Origin of the sequence: Nonlabens ulvanivorans (assembly GCF_032922765.1) — a bacterium.
GTDB lineage: Bacteria > Bacteroidota > Bacteroidia > Flavobacteriales > Flavobacteriaceae > Nonlabens > Nonlabens ulvanivorans.
Map to the genome: position 1 here is coordinate 2,319,146 of NZ_CP136694.1, position 18,673 is coordinate 2,337,818.

Annotated in this window: 14 protein-coding genes; 5 read left to right on the top strand and 9 right to left on the bottom strand. The window is 36.2% G+C overall.

Features of this window, described 5'->3' with window-relative positions; genetic code table 11:
* Window positions 1-28: 28 nt before the first annotated feature.
* Window positions 29-310 carry a hypothetical protein gene (locus R1T42_RS10490; RefSeq protein WP_317290295.1) on the bottom strand — a complete coding sequence of 94 codons (282 nt, stop codon included), beginning with the start codon at window positions 308-310 and terminating at the stop codon, window positions 29-31.
* A 192-nt stretch (window positions 311-502) separates the two neighbouring features.
* Here R1T42_RS10490 and polA point away from each other — a divergent pair, with 192 nt between their 5' ends.
* Entirely contained in the window at window positions 503-3,340 is a 2,838-nt protein-coding gene (gene polA / locus R1T42_RS10495; RefSeq protein WP_317290296.1) for a DNA polymerase I, read from the top strand.
* Between the two features lie 7 nt (window positions 3,341-3,347).
* On the opposite strand, the gene R1T42_RS10500 is transcribed toward polA, so the two are convergent.
* The 4 genes from R1T42_RS10500 to R1T42_RS10515 form a co-directional block, all read right to left on the bottom strand.
* Complete coding sequence (locus tag R1T42_RS10500) at window positions 3,348-4,922, bottom strand: family 16 glycosylhydrolase (RefSeq protein ID WP_317290297.1); 1,575 nt, start codon at window positions 4,920-4,922, stop codon at window positions 3,348-3,350.
* A gap of 130 nt (window positions 4,923-5,052) precedes the next feature.
* On the bottom strand, window positions 5,053-5,880 hold the full coding sequence (locus R1T42_RS10505) for a hypothetical protein (protein WP_317290298.1): 828 nt from the start codon (window positions 5,878-5,880) through the stop codon (window positions 5,053-5,055).
* 366 nt (window positions 5,881-6,246) lie between these two features.
* On the bottom strand, window positions 6,247-8,334 hold the full coding sequence (locus R1T42_RS10510) for a T9SS type B sorting domain-containing protein (RefSeq protein WP_317290299.1): 2,088 nt from the start codon (window positions 8,332-8,334) through the stop codon (window positions 6,247-6,249).
* An 18-nt stretch (window positions 8,335-8,352) separates the two neighbouring features.
* Entirely contained in the window at window positions 8,353-9,426 is a 1,074-nt protein-coding gene (locus R1T42_RS10515; protein WP_317290300.1) for an aminotransferase class V-fold PLP-dependent enzyme, read from the bottom strand.
* A 35-nt stretch (window positions 9,427-9,461) separates the two neighbouring features.
* Between R1T42_RS10515 and R1T42_RS10520 the strand changes: the two genes are divergently transcribed.
* The 3 genes from R1T42_RS10520 to R1T42_RS10530 all read left to right on the top strand — a co-directional run bounded on the left by R1T42_RS10520 (window position 9,462) and on the right by R1T42_RS10530 (window position 12,442).
* Entirely contained in the window at window positions 9,462-10,385 is a 924-nt protein-coding gene (locus R1T42_RS10520; RefSeq protein WP_317290301.1) for a dihydrofolate reductase, read from the top strand.
* A 119-nt stretch (window positions 10,386-10,504) separates the two neighbouring features.
* A complete protein-coding gene (fabD, locus tag R1T42_RS10525; RefSeq protein ID WP_317290302.1) occupies window positions 10,505-11,392 on the top strand; it encodes an ACP S-malonyltransferase in 888 nt (295 codons plus the stop codon).
* 45 nt (window positions 11,393-11,437) lie between these two features.
* Window positions 11,438-12,442, top strand: coding sequence for a hypothetical protein (locus tag R1T42_RS10530; protein WP_317290303.1), 1,005 nt, complete (start codon window positions 11,438-11,440; stop codon window positions 12,440-12,442).
* Window positions 12,443-12,573: 131 nt separating this feature from the next.
* Here R1T42_RS10530 and odhB read toward each other — a convergent pair whose 3' ends face one another.
* Together odhB and R1T42_RS10540 are read right to left on the bottom strand one after the other, a co-directional pair.
* Entirely contained in the window at window positions 12,574-13,860 is a 1,287-nt protein-coding gene (odhB, locus tag R1T42_RS10535) for a 2-oxoglutarate dehydrogenase complex dihydrolipoyllysine-residue succinyltransferase (protein ID WP_042249774.1), read from the bottom strand.
* Between the two features lie 4 nt (window positions 13,861-13,864).
* On the bottom strand, window positions 13,865-16,612 hold the full coding sequence (locus R1T42_RS10540; protein ID WP_317290304.1) for a 2-oxoglutarate dehydrogenase E1 component: 2,748 nt from the start codon (window positions 16,610-16,612) through the stop codon (window positions 13,865-13,867).
* Window positions 16,613-16,726: 114 nt separating this feature from the next.
* Here R1T42_RS10540 and R1T42_RS10545 point away from each other — a divergent pair, with 114 nt between their 5' ends.
* On the top strand, window positions 16,727-17,260 hold the full coding sequence (locus R1T42_RS10545) for a hypothetical protein (protein WP_036583846.1): 534 nt from the start codon (window positions 16,727-16,729) through the stop codon (window positions 17,258-17,260).
* Window positions 17,261-17,288: 28 nt separating this feature from the next.
* On the opposite strand, the gene R1T42_RS10550 is transcribed toward R1T42_RS10545, so the two are convergent.
* A complete protein-coding gene (locus tag R1T42_RS10550) occupies window positions 17,289-17,594 on the bottom strand; it encodes a hypothetical protein (RefSeq protein ID WP_105070377.1) in 306 nt (101 codons plus the stop codon).
* A complete protein-coding gene (locus tag R1T42_RS10555; protein WP_317290305.1) occupies window positions 17,594-18,577 on the bottom strand; it encodes a polyprenyl synthetase family protein in 984 nt (327 codons plus the stop codon). The genes R1T42_RS10550 and R1T42_RS10555 overlap by 1 nt, the downstream gene beginning before the upstream one ends.
* Window positions 18,578-18,673: the final 96 nt, after the last annotated feature.

Genomic DNA, 18,673 nt, shown 5'->3' on the forward strand with positions numbered 1-18,673 from the left:
AAAGTCAAAGCCTTTAGACCAATAACACTCAATCTACCACCGAAAATTTTACACTATAAAAATTAAGCATGTTTTTTATTTCATCAATTTTTTCTAAATTGTTGACTTCATAAATAAAAATTTCACTTTCGTCTTGATCATTTAAAATTTCACTCATCTCATTTAGACTTATTTTCTCATCGTGATAAGATAGAGAACTCAAAAGATTCAAAAAACTTATACTCTCTTGCCCATTCCTTTGAATAACTAGTTTCATAATATTGTTTACCTCTGGATATTTCGTTGCAATATTAAAATTTTCTCTACTCATCCATTCAATAATCATAACTAACTGAAAACTACCAAACGATTATTGTTTTCCCGCTTTCGCGAAAGCGAAACACCTGCCTAACTATTCCTATTTAAAAGGGTTAAGTCTTGTGCATAAAAAGTCATAAATGCTGTTTTGAATTCCTATTTTCCTAGGTTCGTTTTTTATCTTTAGCACTCATAAAATTTGAAGATGACTAACGACGGTTCTAACGATAAAAGATTATTTCTCCTAGACGCTTATGCCTTAATATTTAGAGGTTATTATGCACTTATTAAAAACCCTAGAATTAACAGTGCTGGTATGGACACTAGTGCGATTATGGGTTTTACAAATTCGCTTTTTGATGTTATAAGACGGGAGAAACCAGAATATCTGGCCGTTGCATTTGACAAAGGTGGAAGTGCAGATCGTGTGGAGATGTATGAAGACTACAAGGCAAATCGAGATGAAACGCCTGAGGCAATTAAAATAGCGGTGCCTTATATCATGCGTATTTTAAAAGCCATGCACATTCCTATTGAAGTCGTAGAAGGAATCGAGGCAGATGATTTAATAGGAACACTAGCAAAGCAAGCCGAAAAAGAAGGCTTTACTACTTATATGGTAACACCAGATAAGGATTATGCTCAATTAGTTTCTGAAAATATATTCATGTACAAACCTGCCCGAATGGGTAATGGAATAGAAATATGGGGAATTCCTGAGGTACAAAAAAGATTTGAAGTAGAGCGACCAGAACAAGTGATCGATTATCTGGGAATGATGGGAGATGCTAGTGATAACATCCCTGGATTACCTGGTGTAGGAGACAAAACTGCGAAAAAATTCATAGCCGCTTACGGCTCTATGGAAGGGCTTCTTGCTAATACTGATCAACTGAAAGGTAAGATGAAAGAAAAAGTTATCGCCAATGCAGAGTTGGGATTGCTTTCTAAAAAACTAGCGACCATAAGACTAGATTGTCCAGTCACTTTTAATGCAAAAAATTATGAGTTAGACGATCCTAATGTAGAAGCTGTTCATGAGATTTTTGACGAACTGGAATTCCGTCGTGCAAAAGAAACCTTGGCGAAGATATTTTCTAAAGAATTGCCGGAAACGAAATCAAATGTTAGTTCAAAATCTGTTTCAAATTCCTCTGCAGGAGCTGGTCAGTTCTCTTTATTTGATGCTCCAGGTTCTGGCACAGCATCAGAGTCTGAATCTACCGGTCGTAAAACACTAGCCACTAGCGATCATTTGTACCAACTCGTTCAAGAAGGAATGGGAACTAAATTGTTCTTACAATCGTTGATGCAACAATCAAGTGTTTGTTTTGATACAGAAACAACAGGACTAGATTCACTTACCGCAGAATTAGTAGGAATCGCATTTTCTTGGGAAAAAGGAAAAGGATTTTACTTACCGATTCCTGAAGATCGACACGCTGCACAGGCTATTGTCGATCAATTAAAACCATTCTTTGAGTGTACATCCATTGAGAAAGTAGGTCAAAACTTAAAATATGATATTAAAGTACTGGATAAATATGGCGTAGATGTTAAAGGACCTATGTTCGATACCATGCTAGCTCATTATCTTATAAATCCTGATATGCGTCATAACATGGACGTACTGGCCGAAACGTATTTAAATTACACACCACAATCTATAGTTGAACTAATAGGTAAAAAAGGAAAGAACCAACTTTCTATGCGTGATGTGGATCTGGAAAAACAAAAAGAATATGCGGTTGAGGATGCCGATGTTACTTTACAACTCAAAGAACATTTCACACCAGAACTAGCTAGTGCAGGAACGGACAAGTTGTTTAAGGATATAGAAATGCCATTACTCGATGTACTCGCAGCGATGGAAATAGAAGGGATTAATCTAGATGAAGATTTTTTGAGCTCACTATCTGGTGATTTAGAAACAGATATCGCTCAACTAGAAAAAGACATTTATGAGGTCGCAGGAGAAGAATTCAATATAGGTTCTCCTAAACAACTAGGTATTATTCTTTTTGAAAAACTCAAGCTTGTTGACAAACCTAAAAAAACCAAAACTGGGCAATATTCAACGGCTGAAGATGTCCTAAGTTACCTCGCAAAAGATCATGCAATTATTCAAAATGTGCTCGATTATCGTGGCTTGAGTAAATTGAAATCTACTTATGTTGATGCTCTACCTAGTCAGGTAGATGCCAAAACACAACGCATTCACACGAACTATATGCAAACTGTTGCGGCAACTGGCCGTTTAAGTTCTACAGATCCTAACTTACAAAACATTCCTATTCGTACTGAGCGTGGTCGTCAAGTACGTAAGGCATTTATACCAAGAGATGAAAATTATACACTTGTAGCTGCCGATTACTCTCAAATAGAACTACGTATTATTGCTGCGTTAAGTGAAGAGGAAAATATGATTGCTGCATTCCAAAGCGGTGAAGATATTCATGCTTCTACAGCTGCAAAAGTTTTTAATGTTGCTCTAGAAGATGTGACAAGAGAACAACGTAGTAATGCCAAGACAGTGAACTTTGGAATCATCTATGGAGTAAGTGCCTTTGGGTTAAGTAATCAAACCGACTTATCTCGTGGCGAAGCAAAAGAGTTGATTGACACCTATTATACTACTTATCCTAAACTAAAAGCATATATGCAAGATCAAGTAGATTTTGCTCGTGAGAATGGTTATGTAGAAACAGTTTTAGGTAGACGTCGTTACTTAAAAGATATTAATAGCTCTAACGCAGTCGTAAGAGGCGCAGCAGAGCGTAATGCTGTTAACGCACCTATTCAAGGAAGTGCTGCAGACATTATCAAGATTGCAATGATTAACATTCACAAAAAGTTTGAAGAAATGAATTGCAAGTCTAAAATGTTGCTTCAAGTACATGATGAACTTGTTTTTGATATTCATAATGACGAGTTAGAAAATATGAAAAAACTGATTCAAGATGAAATGCAAAATGCTTATAAAATGACCGTTCCACTAGATGTGGAAGTTGGAATTGGACAGAATTGGTTAGAGGCGCATTAATTAATCATTAATGCGAGACCACTAATCGTTCAGTTTGAACCTGATTGCCTGAATGAATTTTTAAAACATACATTCCGTTATCGTAATTAGAAACGTCTAGTGTATGGCATTCGCTAGTCTTTTCAATAACTCGCTGTCCCAGCATCGTGTATAGCTCGATACCATCTATGGTCGTCGTGCTCGCAATAGAAACTAACTCGCTAGATGGATTAGGATAAACCGTTGCGTTAATAGTATCTGCATCTGTAAGACTTAAGGTATTTTGATAGACACGCACATAATCTATGACCATACTACTTTGTGAAAAGCTAGGATCTATAGTGCCTGCAACGCCGCCCATCGCAATGTTTAATAACAAATATTGATCTTCATAAAACGGATAGGTGTTTACATCTTTTACTACAGGATTATAAGTGTAAAAAGGTACATCGTCTATCAAGAAAGTGATTTGCTGTGGCGACCAGTTCATAGAGTATATATGAAAATCATTAGCAACATCCGGTAACGTTGTTGACTGAAAATTCATTGTATTTCCAGAACATCCTCCGCAATTAGTATGTAAAGCACTAGATACATGATTAACAGCACCTAATCCATGCTCCATAATATCTATCTCACCGCATAAAGGCCAGTTAGTTGTCCCATGAGTACTATCCCAGTAACCGCCATTTTCATTAATATTTTTACCTAGAGTCCATATCGCAGGCCATGTCCCATCGCCAAAGGGTAATTTTGCTCTCACATCTACTCTTCCATATGTGAATGCAAATTTTGAATTAAGTCTAGCACTGGTATATTGTTTGGTCTGTCCTTGATCTGTAAAATTCTCTCGTTTTGCAACGATGTTCAAAAATCCGTTTTCTACAAAAGAATTATCAATCCTATTAGTATAATGCTGTTGCTCACCATTAAACCAACTATTGCCATTAGGCAATAAGGTTTGATGAAACCATTTTGTAGCGTCTATGGGATTATTGGCTCCAGCATTATCAAACTCATCAAACCACACTAAATCTGTATACACCACATCTATCGGGTTAGGAGTGACAACAACAGCACCATTATTAATTTGGTCTATGAGATAAGTACCTGGTATATTAGACCCATAATCAATGAAAATCGTTACCCGACTGTATTGTCCTATAGCAGAGATCATATTACCAGAAGCGCTCTCAATAGCGCTAGAAAAGTCAAAATTAATATCTAGCCAGTTGTTTGCAGCTCCATTGGACTGACCTAACACCTCTACATCTGGTTGATTTCCATTTTCTAACTTTAATAAGATACTATGGGCGTTAGGATCAAACGCATAAAATCTCAAAGTCACATTCTGATCTACATTCAAATCTACTGCAGTAGAAAGATCTCTAAAAAAGCCCTGATTGGACTGATTACCATCATTGAAAAATTGACCTACGTGGTTTGAGGACTGTAATGGATCTGTTCTAAAAGAAAAAGAAGAGCCAGAAAATCCTGTAAACGGAAATTGATTTCCCTCAAAATCTAAAGGGAATTGTTGTGCTTGTGCAAACTGTAAACCGAAGAGTAATGCAATAAGGCAAACGCGATAAATCAAAATCATGACTTTTTTTTGCGAAGCTAGTCTCCACAACCTTAAGTATTGGACAATCCACCACTACAAAAACTATACTAGGTGTCTAAACCGCGTAAATAAGACCGCGATTATGATAAAAAATCAATTCTATACTTAATTATCTATATGCCTTAAAAATCACGACGATTTGATTAGTTCTATCATTTGTAGTCGATCCAGCTAGAAAATTATCTACGTTTAATGTAAATCCATCATCAGTAAAGTTTACTAATGAAGCAGATATTAATCCACCTTGATCATCAGTACCTCCAGTAGGCGATCCATTATCATGAATAGGCTCACCATTATTATTTACAAAATAAGCAGCTATACAATGACTGTCTGAAGAATAAGTACCTATATTGTTAATACTAGAACCATTTGCTCCATTAGAGATTACCTGTTGATCTATACCTGTACCATAATCTTGTGCATATCCCATAGTTTGACCACCAGCCATTCTGATGTCATTTGAATTATTTGAAGCTGATCTGTAACCACCATCATTAAAACCTTGAATTCTATTAACAGCAGTAAATTCTATAGCACTAGGTTGAAAAGGCAGATCCTCTATAACAATAGTTCCTGCAGCTGTGATTAACAACTTACCAAAATACACCTGTGGTTGATTATCACTTACGACTAGATTCCATTTACTATCCTGCCAGAAGTAAAATCCTGTTAAAGGAACTCCAGCTGTACCTGTATTCCATATCATTGTTCCATCTACTAGACTAGCTCCATTAGGGTTAGTAACAGGAGAAGCAGTATTTAAGTCTGTTAGAGCAATACGAGGCACTAACAATCCAGAGTCAGTAGAAGATATATCTAGAGCCGCCATAGGCACATCAGTATCAATCCCTACTTGTGCATGACTATAAACACTCGCCAGCGTCATAATCATAAGTGTAAAAATAAATTTGAGCATTAATTTTTTAGTTTTCATAATTCAATTCTAAAACTGTACATATCAAACTTCACTAATAAATTGATTACTAGGTAATTTGAAAATACGAGAACAAAAAATAATCGATAAAATACAATTATCAACGTTTTAATGTATATTTTATGCGATATTGGACTACATTTAATCTTACAGAGATATCACATTGGTTAAAACATTGATTACTAGTGATAGCTCAATATTATAAACAATTTGCATACCATAGTTGATGATAGCTTTATCTTTATTATGATTAAAATGCGATAAGAAGAGGTCTAGATAAAAAAAATTAGATGCCTTGTATTATATTGAATATGGATACCTGAAGGGTTTTTATAACTCGCTTTCGCGAAAGCGGAACTAAGATAATTATCTCTTTAAAGCAAAGTATCCTTTTACCAATGGCTTACCTTCAATCTTAAGCGTAAACCAATAAGTACTTGAAGGCATGGGAGCATTTATAAAAGTTCCATCCCAACCGATACCATCTGGAGCCATTTGATGTAATAACTTTCCATATCTATCATATATGAAAATAATAGCATCTGGATAATCTGTTAATCCATCGAGCGTCCAGTAATCATGAAAACCATCTCCATTAGGTGTGAAAAATCGCTGATAATCTAGTACAGCAAACTCTTCGGTAATCGTTCCACATCCGTTCTTATCTCTTATTCTAACGGTGTGAAAGCCTTTATAAAGACCATTGAAGAAATTAGAATCCTGAAAAGGACCATTGTCAACTGAAAATTCATAATCACCAGGTCCAGAAACAATGAATTGTGCTGTGTTATCGCCACTTCTGAAGTCTTGGGTGATAATATCATCTATAGTTGCAACGTCAGATGGTAATGCTGTAATGGTTAAAGAACTCTCACACCCAAAGTTATTAGTCACTGTAACGGTATAATCACCTGGTTGATTGATATCAATACTATTAGTCGTTGCGCCCATTTCACCAGTATTCCATTCATAAAAATCAAATCCGGCAGCGACACTAATGGTGGTAGGTACCACAGCATCAACACATACTATAATATCGTCCTGACTTTGTAAAACAGGTCTAGGCCTTATCGTAATTTGATAATCAACATCACTAAAACAAGTGGTACTCGTTTCTGTTACTCTCACATAAATGCGTTGCGGATTTTGTGTCGTAGTAAAACTACTGTTTAGCGCGTTCTGTCCAGCGGTTCTATCTGCTGCACTCTCATAAAAGGTCACTTGATGCAATAATGGATCTAATCCATTTAAGATCTCATTATTTTGATCTGTTAATGCAACATTCAAAAAACCATCAAAATCATCATCACATAGAAATAAATCTACGGGAATCGCAATTGCTGGTGGATTTGCGACAAATATTGATGTATTTAAAACATAATCACAAGATAAACCAGTAGGATCAACAACCCTAATAAAGTAAAATTCTTCAGTTGTAGTTGCAGTAAACATAGAGCCTTGAGCATTTAGACCATCTTGCGCATCCATTTGCGTTAAATGATAAGTCACATTAAAGCTACTAGCATTGGGTAATATAGAATCAATGACCGTATTATAATCAAATGGTTCTGTAGCATTATCTGAACAAATAATAAATGGATCTATATCCGTATCGATATTAGGATCATCGACTAATATGGTAAAATCTGTAAAGTCAGTACAATCAGAATCGTTTCTAATAACTCTTACATATATATCCTGCGGATTTGTAATATTAGTATATGGGAAAGTGATTGCATTGATACCTATGTTTGCATCGTTTAGTGATTCGTGATAAGTCACTGTGGTATTGGTCTGACCTAATAACACATCAGAGTTTAATGAACTAAAATCAAATTCTCTAAAACCATCTTGTGCACCAGCATTATCGCAAACTTCCAAATCCATTAGAGGATTTGCTACTGGCGCAGGTGGCAAGTCTGCAGTACCGCCAGTACTGATACTAAAACCACCAGTACCTACTGCAAGTGCAACAATCACATAATATACTTCGCCAGCATTAACGGTAAGTTCTTGTAAAAAACCATTACCATTTGCACCAGGACCTTCAATAAAATCAGTTTCTACACTATTTAAACCTGTTTCACCAGTCACACCTGCATCACGCGGATTTGTACTGGAACAACGTATAGCTGCGCCTAAATTATCACAATCCACTACAGGTCCAAAAACTGCAAAGTCATAATCTGCTTGTGCCGTATCTGGTGTTAATGCAAAACTAAAAGTACCCGTTGTTTGTATCTCTACTCTAAACCAAGCTTGATTAGTCTGAAATGAGAAACAAGTAGGCACAGGATTACCAGCTTGCGCAAATTCATTAACTCCTATCCCAGAAGGACTGATACCAAAACTAGTATCACCACATAATAATATGGCGTCTGTACAATCATTAGGATTTTGAGAATATCCCATAACAGAGCATAAAAAGAAGAATAATATATACGTATGTTGCATATTGTGGTAATCGTTGTATTACAAATCTAATACTTCCAGTAGTCTAGCAAGGTCTTTATCGTTATTAAAATAAGAGAAACTAACTCTTATTCCATTACCTCTTAATGAGGTGACAACGCCATGATCTAAGAGCTTATTATATAAATCATGACTTCCTTTAATATTAAAAATGGTAGAATGTTGTTTTCTCTTTACTATGGCCTCATCTAATAAATCTCGACTTTCAAATTCGGCCTTAGCTATTTCAGACCAGTGTTGCAGTTCAGTTTGTATTTTATCTAGACCTATTTTTAACGCGACTTCCAGCGCTAGTTTCAAACTACCAAAAGCGATCATATCTTGATGCCCAGGTTCAAATCTGCCTATGAACTCAGGTATTGCATTTATTACATTTTTAGTACTACGGTAACCTATCCTATTAGGCTTAATAAGCTCTTTAACCCGTTCTTTAACACAAATAAACGCATTTCCATCACCAGCATTTAACCATTTATAACAACTTGCTAGGATGATATCTAGTCCGCTTTCGCGAAAGCGGAATCGCTCAGTCCCTATGTATTGAGTTAAATCACCTATGATTACCATCTCTGGGAACTGATCTTTAAGCTGCTTTACAAATTCTAAGTCAATTTTAATTCCAGAAATATATTGAACGACAGAAAAGCAGAAAAAATCAGGTTGATGCATTTCGCAAGCTTCAAGAATATTTGATTCAAGGTTCTCGTTGATAGTCGCATAAAAACAATTAAAACCACGAGTCTCCACTGGCCAGTTTACAGATGGATAATCACCATCTAGCAATAAAAATGTAGATTGCTTATCAATACCTTCTATCAGCGTGTTGAAGCCTGTAGAAAAATTAGGAATCACAGCAGTATTCTCTATCGTCGCATCTACAAATTGCGCTATAGCTGTCCTCACTTCATCTATAAAATCGTTTCTAGTATTTGTGTATAAACTAGCCTGATCTCGCATTTTTTCCATCTCATTGATTCTATAGTCCATTAATTCTTGAGAAATCAAGCCATGGTTTGCCGTATTGAGATAGGTGTATTTTTCAAGAATGGGATACTGAGATCTTATTTTATGCATTTGTAAAGATTGAAAAGAGCTAGAACTGCTTAAATTTGAATATAAAAGTACGTCATATGTTCGGTAGAAAGAAAAAAGAAACACCTGCGATTGATCCAGTTCAAAAGGAAATGATTGAAAATGCACAGCGTCGCATTAAAGAAAAGCGCGGTTTATTTACACATTTTGTTGTTTTTCTAGTGGGCGCAGTAGGTTTGATTATCATCAGTCAGGTATTAATGCAACAAGAGCCCTTGCGTATTCTTAATGTAGAATGGTGGGTTTGGGTCTTATTTGTGTGGCTGCTTATTTTAATCTATCATGCTTTTAAGGTATTTATTACCAATAGACTACTAGGACCAGGATGGGAAAAACGTCAGTATGAAAGGTTGGTTCAAAAACAAAAGGATCGCATCGCTCAAATAGAAGAAAAAGTAACTAAATCAAATCCTTTACCGGAAACCAAAATTATAAATACACCTGTTTCTAAAAAACGTGTTATTACCATGATAGCTGCTGCTGGAGCAAACAACGAGTTAGGTAAAGACGGCGATCTAGTATGGCACTTGCCAGATGACTTTAAACGTTTTAAATCTCTTACTACTGGTCATCACATTATAATGGGTCGCAAAACCTTTGAAAGTTTCCCTAAACCGCTACCTAATCGCACTCATATCATATTAACTAGAGATGCTAATTTTAAAACTGATGGTGGAATCGTAGTACATGATTTATCTACGGCACTAGCTGCTGCCTCTAGTGATGAAGAACCTTTTATAATAGGTGGTGGCGAAATTTATAAACTAGGGCTTGAAGTAGCTGACCGTATTGAATTAACTAGAGTCCACGGTAGTTTTGATGTGGACACCTATTTTCCAGAGTTTGATGAAAAACAGTGGAAGCTTATACGCACAGAGCATCATCCAGCAGATGATAAGCATGAATATGCTTTTGACTTTGAAACTTGGGAGCGCATATAAATTTTAAAACTAATCAACAATAATCAAGGCTTTGATTTTAAGATTAATGGCAATATTGAAATCAATAAACCTAGTAACTACTTTTCATTAAATTTGCCACTGCAATTAACAACTACAATATGAAAGCATACGTTTTTCCAGGTCAAGGAGCTCAATTCACAGGAATGGGTAAAGACTTATATGATCAATTTCCAGAAGCAAAAGCACTTTTTAATAAAGCAGATGAAATCCTAGGTTTTGAAATTTCAAAAATCATGTTTGAAGGAACTGCTGAGGAATTAAAGGAAACCAAAGTGACCCAACCTGCTATCTTTTTACATTCTGTAATTCTTGCAAAAATGATGGGTAACTCTTTCCAACCAGAAATGGTGGCAGGTCATTCACTGGGTGAATTAAGCGCACTTACTGCAGTAGGTACCCTAAGTTTTGAAGATGGATTAAAGATTGTTTCTAAACGTGCTCTTGCGATGCAAGCCGCGTGCGAACATCAATCGAGTACCATGGCAGCAATTTTAGGTTTAGACGATGCAGTAGTAGAAGATGTATGTAAAAGCATAGATGGTGTTGTCGTTGCAGCTAACTATAACTGTCCAGGACAACTTGTAATATCTGGCGCTACTAAAGCGGTAGAAGAAGCTTGCGAAGCTTTAAAAGAAAAAGGTGCAAAACGCGCCTTAATGCTACCAGTAGGTGGAGCATTCCATTCTCCATTAATGGAACCGGCACGTGAAGAACTAGCGGCAGCTATAGAAGCTACCGAGTTTGAAGCTCCTTCATGTCCTGTATATCAAAACGTAACTACGCTAGGAACAACAGCAGTAGATGAGATTAAAACAAATCTTATTTATCAACTTACTGGTCCTGTAAAATGGACACAATCTGTTCAAAATATGATTGCCGATGGTGCTACTGAATTTATAGAAGTTGGACCAGGAAGAGCATTGCAGGGAATGATTAAGAAGATTAATCGTGAGGCAAATGTGAGTGCTGGTGTGGTAGGTGAGTAAAATTTAAATTTATTGCGATTTTATATTCTCATATCATTTTTGTTTTTGACTCAATTGTCGTTGGGTCAAATGGACCTACCTGAGTTCTCAGAAGTTGTAGAATTTGAAGGTAGTAATTATGCCTATAATTATGAATTAGGAATTTTAAAGCAAAGTAATGATGAGAAATGGAATATAATTAACGAGAACACTTACCATAACCTTTTTGTTTATGAAGATAAATTGATAACTGGTAATGCTGATGATGGTTATTTCGAGCTCGATACATCTACAATTGTATTATCTGAATTTGATACAACATCTTTACTTAGAGAACTTCAAAATTTTAAGCCAAATGAAGTATTCTTAGAAAAAATATCAGCAGGCTGCTTTCATTATAGCATGATTTCTTATCAGTACGACCTATCGGGTGTCAATTTTAACCTAGTACCCTCAAACAATTCCATTGAAAACTTTATACCTAAGAAACTATTTTTGAATCAGGTCTTACATATTACCAAGATGACTGTGCAAAATATAAATCACCAATTGACTTTTAAGGAATTTGGTATAACTAAAAAAGAACTGTCAAATTTTATGAAGGAATTTGATTGTATTGAAGATGATTTCGAGATAATGTTTTCCAAATATTATGATAGATTTCAATTTAACAAAGAAAATCGTTGTGAAGTGTACAGCAACGTAAAAAGCTTATCTTCAGACATTAACAACCTAAACTCGAAGGAAATGAATGATATCTTTATAAACCCAAAATTTTTCACAATCTCTACATCTAGTATCACTGATGTATTAAGATTAAAAAACAAAAATGGTGTTGAGATTTCTATTAGTAATTCAGATTGGGAGACTTCTTTAGGAAAAATCACATGGTTGATAGAGTACAAAGGATTCTTATTTAAATCTAATTCTATCGCTCTAAGGGATGAAATTGATCAATTATCAGATGGTCAATTAATAGACACAGCATATTTGAGTAAGGAAGAGCAACTATTAAGAATTATTAAATCTCTATATCATAATAAGTATCAGGAATATCCTTTTAAATTTTAAAAGCTACTTTCATAACATGAAAATCCTCTATAAAAACTGTGTTTTTATAGAGGATTTTTTTCTTCCGTTTACAATAAAGCCCAAAGGTTTTTAAAAACCTTTGGGCTTTATAAATTATAATTAGGAAATTTTTACATTTCCAACGCCTTCTTAACGTCTCCATCCATTAAGATGTTGATAGGATCTTCTAGTGCTTCTTTAATTGCTACTAAGAAACCTACAGATTCTTTACCATCAATGATACGGTGATCATAAGAAACGGCTAGATACATCATCGGTCTTGCAACAATATTTCCATCTACGACTACTGGACGCTCGATAATATTATGCATTCCTAGAATCGCACTCTGAGGTGGATTAATAATAGGTGTACTCATCATACTACCGAAGACTCCACCATTAGTAATGGTAAAGGTACCGCCAGTCATTTCGTCTACTGTGATGTCTCCATCACGAGCTCTTAATGCTAATCTTTTTACCTCAGCTTCTACACCTCTAAAAGATAAGTTCTCTGCATTTCTTATTACCGGTACCATTAATCCTTTAGGACCTGATACAGCAATAGAAATATCTTTATAATCAAAAGAAACCATCTCTTTACCGTCAATCATAGAATTAACAGCAGGATACATTTCTAGCGCTCTAGTAACCGCTTTAGTGAAGAAGGACATAAATCCTAATCCCACACCATGCTTTGCTTTAAAGTCTTCTTTGTACTCTTTACGTAAGTCAAAGATAGGCTTCATGTCTACCTCATTAAAAGTAGTCAACATCGCTGTGTCGTTCTTAACACTTACCAGACGTTCTGCAACTTTTCTACGTAACATAGAAAGCTTAGTACGAGATTCACCACGTGATCCAGCTCCTGGTGTTCCCATAGATGGTTTTGCGTTTACAGCATCGTCTTTAGTTATACGACCATCGCGACCAGTTCCAGAAACAGACTTTGCATCTACACCTTTTTCATCTAGAATCTTTTTTGCAGCAGGACTTGCCGTACCGCTAGCATAAGTTTCTTTAGCTTGTGCAGGTTGCGGAGCTTTTTCAGAGTTTGCAGACTTATCAGCCGGCGCATCCTTTTTCATTTCCGTTGCAACGTCGCCATTGTTTCCTCCTTCATCGCCACCACCCATACTAGATGGAGCGTTCTCAACATCTTGAGATCCGCCATTAGGATTTGCAGCCTCGGTATCAATTAGACAGACTACAGCACCTACAGCAACTGCGTCACCTTCTTCAGCTTTTAAGGTAATGATACCACTAGCCTCGGCCGGTAATTCAAGTGTTGCTTTATCGCTATCCACCTCGGCAATTGCTTGGTCTTTTTCAACCCAATCGCCAGTGGCAACTAGCCATTCTGCTATTTCTACTTCTGTAATCGACTCGCCCGGTGAAGGCACTTTCATTTCTAGAGCCATAATCTTATTTGTTGGTATTAAATACGTCTTCTATTATTCTTGCTTGTCTTGCCTTAGATCGTGTTGAACTACCTGAGGCTGGTGCTGCATACATGTTTCTTGAGCATACGCGCCAGTTTCTAGTCTCTGGCATGTGTAACATAAGATGTGCATAAGCACCCATATTTCTAGGTTCTTCTTGTGCCCATACGACATCTTTAGAACCATATTTTTTCATCACTTCTTGTATTTGCTCAATCGGTAATGGGAACAATTGTTCTAGTCTTACCAGTGCAACGTCTGTGCGATTATTTTCTTCTCGATATTCTAGTAAATCATAATAGAACTTACCAGATACGAATACTAGTGTTTCTGCTTTCGCGAAAGCGTCTCCATCAACATCTATTACTTCTTGAAAATGTCCGTTTACTAACTCATCTACTGCACTTACCGCTTTAGGGTAACGCAATAAAGACTTAGGTGTAAACACAACTAATGGCTTGCGATAATTTACTAACATCTGACGACGTAGTAAATGGAACATGTTTGCTGGCGTTGTACAGTTTGCCATAAACATATTATCCTTTGCACATAGTTGCAAGTAACGCTCTATTCTAGCACTTGAGTGCTCAGCTCCTTGACCTTCATAACCGTGTGGTAATAATTTAACCAGACCGTTTTGATTTTTCCATTTATCCTCACCAGCACTGATGTATTGATCCATCATGATTTGTGCTCCATTTGAGAAATCACCAAATTGTGCTTCCCAGATAGTAAGTGTTTGCGGTTGTGCTAGTGCATATCCATATTCAAAACCTACAACACCATATTCTGACAGGTGTGAGTTATAAATGTCCATTTTACCTTTTACACCATCTATAAGATTGTGTAAAATAAACTCGTGTTCACTATTCTCTGATTTTACCACAGCGTGACGGTGTGAGAACGTTCCTCGCTCTACATCTTGTCCACTCATGCGCACATTGTAACCTTCCATCATTAAACTACCATAGGCTAAGTGTTCTCCCATTGCCCAGTCCAGTTTATCTGCATCAAACATTTTGCGACGGTCCAGAATCAACTTCTTAATTTTTCTAAAGAAATTTTCATCTTCAGGCAGTTTAGAAATCGTTGCTGTAATTTTTTCTAAGGTTTTGCGGTCTACACCTGTCTCCACCTTTTTCATCATCTCTACCTCAGTGGCTTGTTCAAAACCTTGCCACTCATCTTGCATGAATGGTGTGATGATGGTATTTTCTTTTTCACGAGAGGTCGCAAGTTGTTCCTCCAGTTCGCTTTTGTAAGCAGTCTCAAATTTCTCTACCGTATTTTTATCAATAACGCCTTCCTTAAGAAGTCTATCAGCATAAATATCACGAGGATTCTCATGCTTCTTAATAGCTTTATATAATTGAGGCTGTGTGAACATAGGTTCATCACCTTCATTATGACCGTACTTTCTATATCCTAGCAAATCAATAAATACATCACGACCAAACTCCATACGGTAATCTAGAGCAAAGTTCATAGCATGTACAACAGCCTCTGCATCATCTGCATTAACATGTAGTACTGGTGACAAGGTCACTTTTGCGATATCTGTACAATACGTTGAAGAACGAGCGTCTAAATAATTAGTTGTAAAACCTACCTGGTTATTAACCACCATGTGAATGGTACCAGCAGTTTTATAAGCATCGAGTTGTGCCATTTGCACTACTTCATATACAATACCTTGACCAGCGATTGCCGCATCACCGTGTAATACGATAGGCAATACTTTTGAAAAATCTTCTGGAGAATGCATGTCCTGTTTTGCACGTGCAATTCCTTCTACTACTGCTCCCACAGTTTCAAGGTGTGACGGGTTAGGTACAATATTAATATTGATATCCTTACCACTATCTGTTTTACGTTTACTAGTATAACCTAGGTGATATTTTACATCACCATCAAAAATGTCTTGCTCATAATCTTTTCCATCAAATTCAGAAAAGATATCTGTCACTGGCTTACCAAAGATATTAGTTAGCACATTTAATCTACCACGGTGTGCCATTCCTAGAACAAAGTGATTAACACCTTTATTTGCAGCATTTTCTACTAAAGAATCAAGTGCAGGAATTAAAGACTCGTTTCCTTCTAGAGAGAAACGTTTCTGACCAACATATTTTGTGTGTAAGAAGGATTCAAAAGAAACAGCTTCATTTAATTTCTTAAGAATTTGCAATTTATCATCCTTAGAAAAACTAGGGTGATTATTGTTTTTATGCAACCAGTTTTGTATCCACTTCACCTCTGCAGGCTTACGTATATACATATACTCTACACCTATACTCTCGCAGTATACTTGTTTTAAGTGAGCGATAATATTATTAAGACTTGTTTTACCAATTCCTATTAAGTCACCACTATCAAACTCTGTATTTAAGTCTGCATCAGAAAGACCAAAGTTTACTAAATCGAGTGTAGGCTCATAAGTACGACGATCCCTTACAGGATTAGTCTTGGTAAATAAATGACCACGTGTGCGGTAAGCATCTATTAATTTAACAACCTGAAACTCTTTTTGAACGTGAGCAGGAATCGCAACTGGTGCTGCGGCCTGATCCAGCTCAAAATCACCTTCATGGGCGCTTTCCATCCCAAAGTCGAAACCTTGAAAGAAAGCTCGCCAAGATGGCTCTACTCTATCTGGATTGATTAAATATTCGTCGTAAAGTTGTGCGAAGTACGCGGTATGTGCGGCGTTCAGAAATGAAAACTTGTCCATATATCGAAGGAATTCTCCTTTTTATCAAATGTAAGAGCAAAAATAAAGAAAAGTGCTCGGATGACATCGACTTTTGTATATTTATAACTATTGAATTTGCTAAAAAACAGCATTATGAAAAACACATCTACCCTATCAATTACGATATTCTTAGTTTGCAGCCTATTTTTTTATCAATCTAATGGCCAACAAGATAAAGAAGGCTCTAATTTTTGGAATAATGTAAGATTTGGAGGAAACGTAGGTGCCAACTTTGGTAATAATTTTACATCAATTTTAATTGCTCCACAAGCTATTTATCAAGTAAACAATACGGTAGGACTAGGTGTAGGTCTCAATTACAGTTACTCTGAAAGGGATTTAAACAGATTTGATGATTTTAAATCAACGGTAGCTGGTGGTAGCTTGATTGCTATCGCTTCTCCTATAGACTATCTACAAGTTAGTGCTGATTTTGAATATCTAAATGTAAATAGAAACTTTGCAGATGCTAGTTTTGATGATAATTATTGGATTCCGGCATTGTTTTTAGGCGCAGGTTATCGACAAGGTAACTTTGTGATAGGTGCTCGATATGATGTCCTATATGATAACGAGCGCAGTATTTATAATAATGGGATTCAACCTTTTGTAAGAGTATTGTTTTAAAGACACGCTTTCGCGAAAGCGTCATAATTTACTGCCTCAATCTAAACTGAATCTTAATCCATTCTCGATTTATAAATCCTAGAATGATGCCGTGTTGCAAATGGCGTTCTTGAACATCTGCTAGATAGTAGAGTTGTTGTAGTTTAGGATTTGAGTCTTCTATAGCTTCATTAAGTAACGAAGCTAGCTCCATGAGAAACTCTTTAGGATTATTTTCTTCTATGGCCTCAAATCCAGATCGCTCCAGATCCTTATTTACCTGATTTTTATAAATCGTAAACACATGATGTCTAGACTCTAACTTTTCTTGTATTTGTGGTAGTAAATCACTCATTAACTAACACGACTCATTAAATCAAGTGAAAAAGCAGTAAGCTGCTTTTTAGAGTCATCGCTTATAGCTAGTTGCTCTATAATATTAAGTGCTTTATCTGTATAAGTTTTTATGGCGTCTTGAGTTGCAACAGCACCACCGCTTTCTTCAAAAAATACTTTTACCGTTTCTTTTTTTGTTTCAATTTGCTCTTCATTCATCTCTTGATAATCCATAGCAAACCATTCTTTAAGCTCAGTAGCACAACCTTCATCTTCAACACTCTTTAGATACAAATAAGTCTTTTTATTCTCTCTTATATCACCACCTACTTCCTTACCAAAGGTTTCTGGATTACCAAAGGCATCTAAATAATCATCCATTAATTGAAAGGCGAGTCCCAAATTAATTCCATAATCATAAATCAGTTCCTGTTCCTTTTTATCTACTCCTGCGATAATCGCTCCCATTTGTAATGCGCAACCTACCAGAACAGAAGTTTTTAATTTAATCATGTTGATGTATTCTGGTATTGTTACATCATCTCTTGTTTCAAAATCTACATCATATTGCTGTCCTTCACAGACTTCAAGCGCGGTCTTTGAAAAAACCTGATTCAACTCATAAAAAGTTTCAGGATCATAAGAATTAAATAACTGGTAAGCCATAATTAACATTGCATCACCAGATAAAATACCTGTATTTACATCCCATTTGACATGTACCGTTTCTTTACCACGACGCAAGTCTGCAGCATCCATAATATCATCATGCAACAAAGTAAAGTTGTGAAATACCTCTACCGCAATAGCAGCATCCATAGCCTTATCAATGCTCGCACCATACATCTGTGCACTCATAAGAGTCAGTAGTGGTCGCAGCCGCTTACCACCCAATTGTAATATATAGTGTACTGGATCATATAAAGATACAGGCTCTTGTGCGGTAACTCTAGATGTTAACGCTTCTAGAAAGACAGTTCTTAATTGGGACATTTCATTCATATGGTAAAAGTAATCATACCTAAAGGATAAGAAAAGAATCTTTTACCTACAGGTTATGTTAAACAATTGTAAAACTTTGGAAACTCTAATCGTTTT

What these genes read in the sequence shown, in the direction of transcription:
- R1T42_RS10490 (WP_317290295.1), bottom strand. Translation starts at nt 310, where the DNA reads ATGAGTAGAGAAAATTTTAATATTGCAACGAAATATCCAGAGGTAAAC.
- polA (WP_317290296.1), top strand. Translation starts at nt 503, where the DNA reads ATGACTAACGACGGTTCTAACGATAAAAGATTATTTCTCCTAGACGCT.
- R1T42_RS10500 (WP_317290297.1), bottom strand. Translation starts at nt 4,922, where the DNA reads ATGATTTTGATTTATCGCGTTTGCCTTATTGCATTACTCTTCGGTTTA.
- R1T42_RS10505 (WP_317290298.1), bottom strand. Translation starts at nt 5,880, where the DNA reads ATGAAAACTAAAAAATTAATGCTCAAATTTATTTTTACACTTATGATT.
- R1T42_RS10510 (WP_317290299.1), bottom strand. Translation starts at nt 8,334, where the DNA reads ATGCAACATACGTATATATTATTCTTCTTTTTATGCTCTGTTATGGGA.
- R1T42_RS10515 (WP_317290300.1), bottom strand. Translation starts at nt 9,426, where the DNA reads ATGCATAAAATAAGATCTCAGTATCCCATTCTTGAAAAATACACCTAT.
- fabD (WP_317290302.1), top strand. Translation starts at nt 10,505, where the DNA reads ATGAAAGCATACGTTTTTCCAGGTCAAGGAGCTCAATTCACAGGAATG.
- odhB (WP_042249774.1), bottom strand. Translation starts at nt 13,860, where the DNA reads ATGGCTCTAGAAATGAAAGTGCCTTCACCGGGCGAGTCGATTACAGAA.
- R1T42_RS10540 (WP_317290304.1), bottom strand. Translation starts at nt 16,612, where the DNA reads ATGGACAAGTTTTCATTTCTGAACGCCGCACATACCGCGTACTTCGCA.
- R1T42_RS10545 (WP_036583846.1), top strand. Translation starts at nt 16,727, where the DNA reads ATGAAAAACACATCTACCCTATCAATTACGATATTCTTAGTTTGCAGC.
- R1T42_RS10550 (WP_105070377.1), bottom strand. Translation starts at nt 17,594, where the DNA reads ATGAGTGATTTACTACCACAAATACAAGAAAAGTTAGAGTCTAGACAT.
- R1T42_RS10555 (WP_317290305.1), bottom strand. Translation starts at nt 18,577, where the DNA reads ATGAATGAAATGTCCCAATTAAGAACTGTCTTTCTAGAAGCGTTAACA.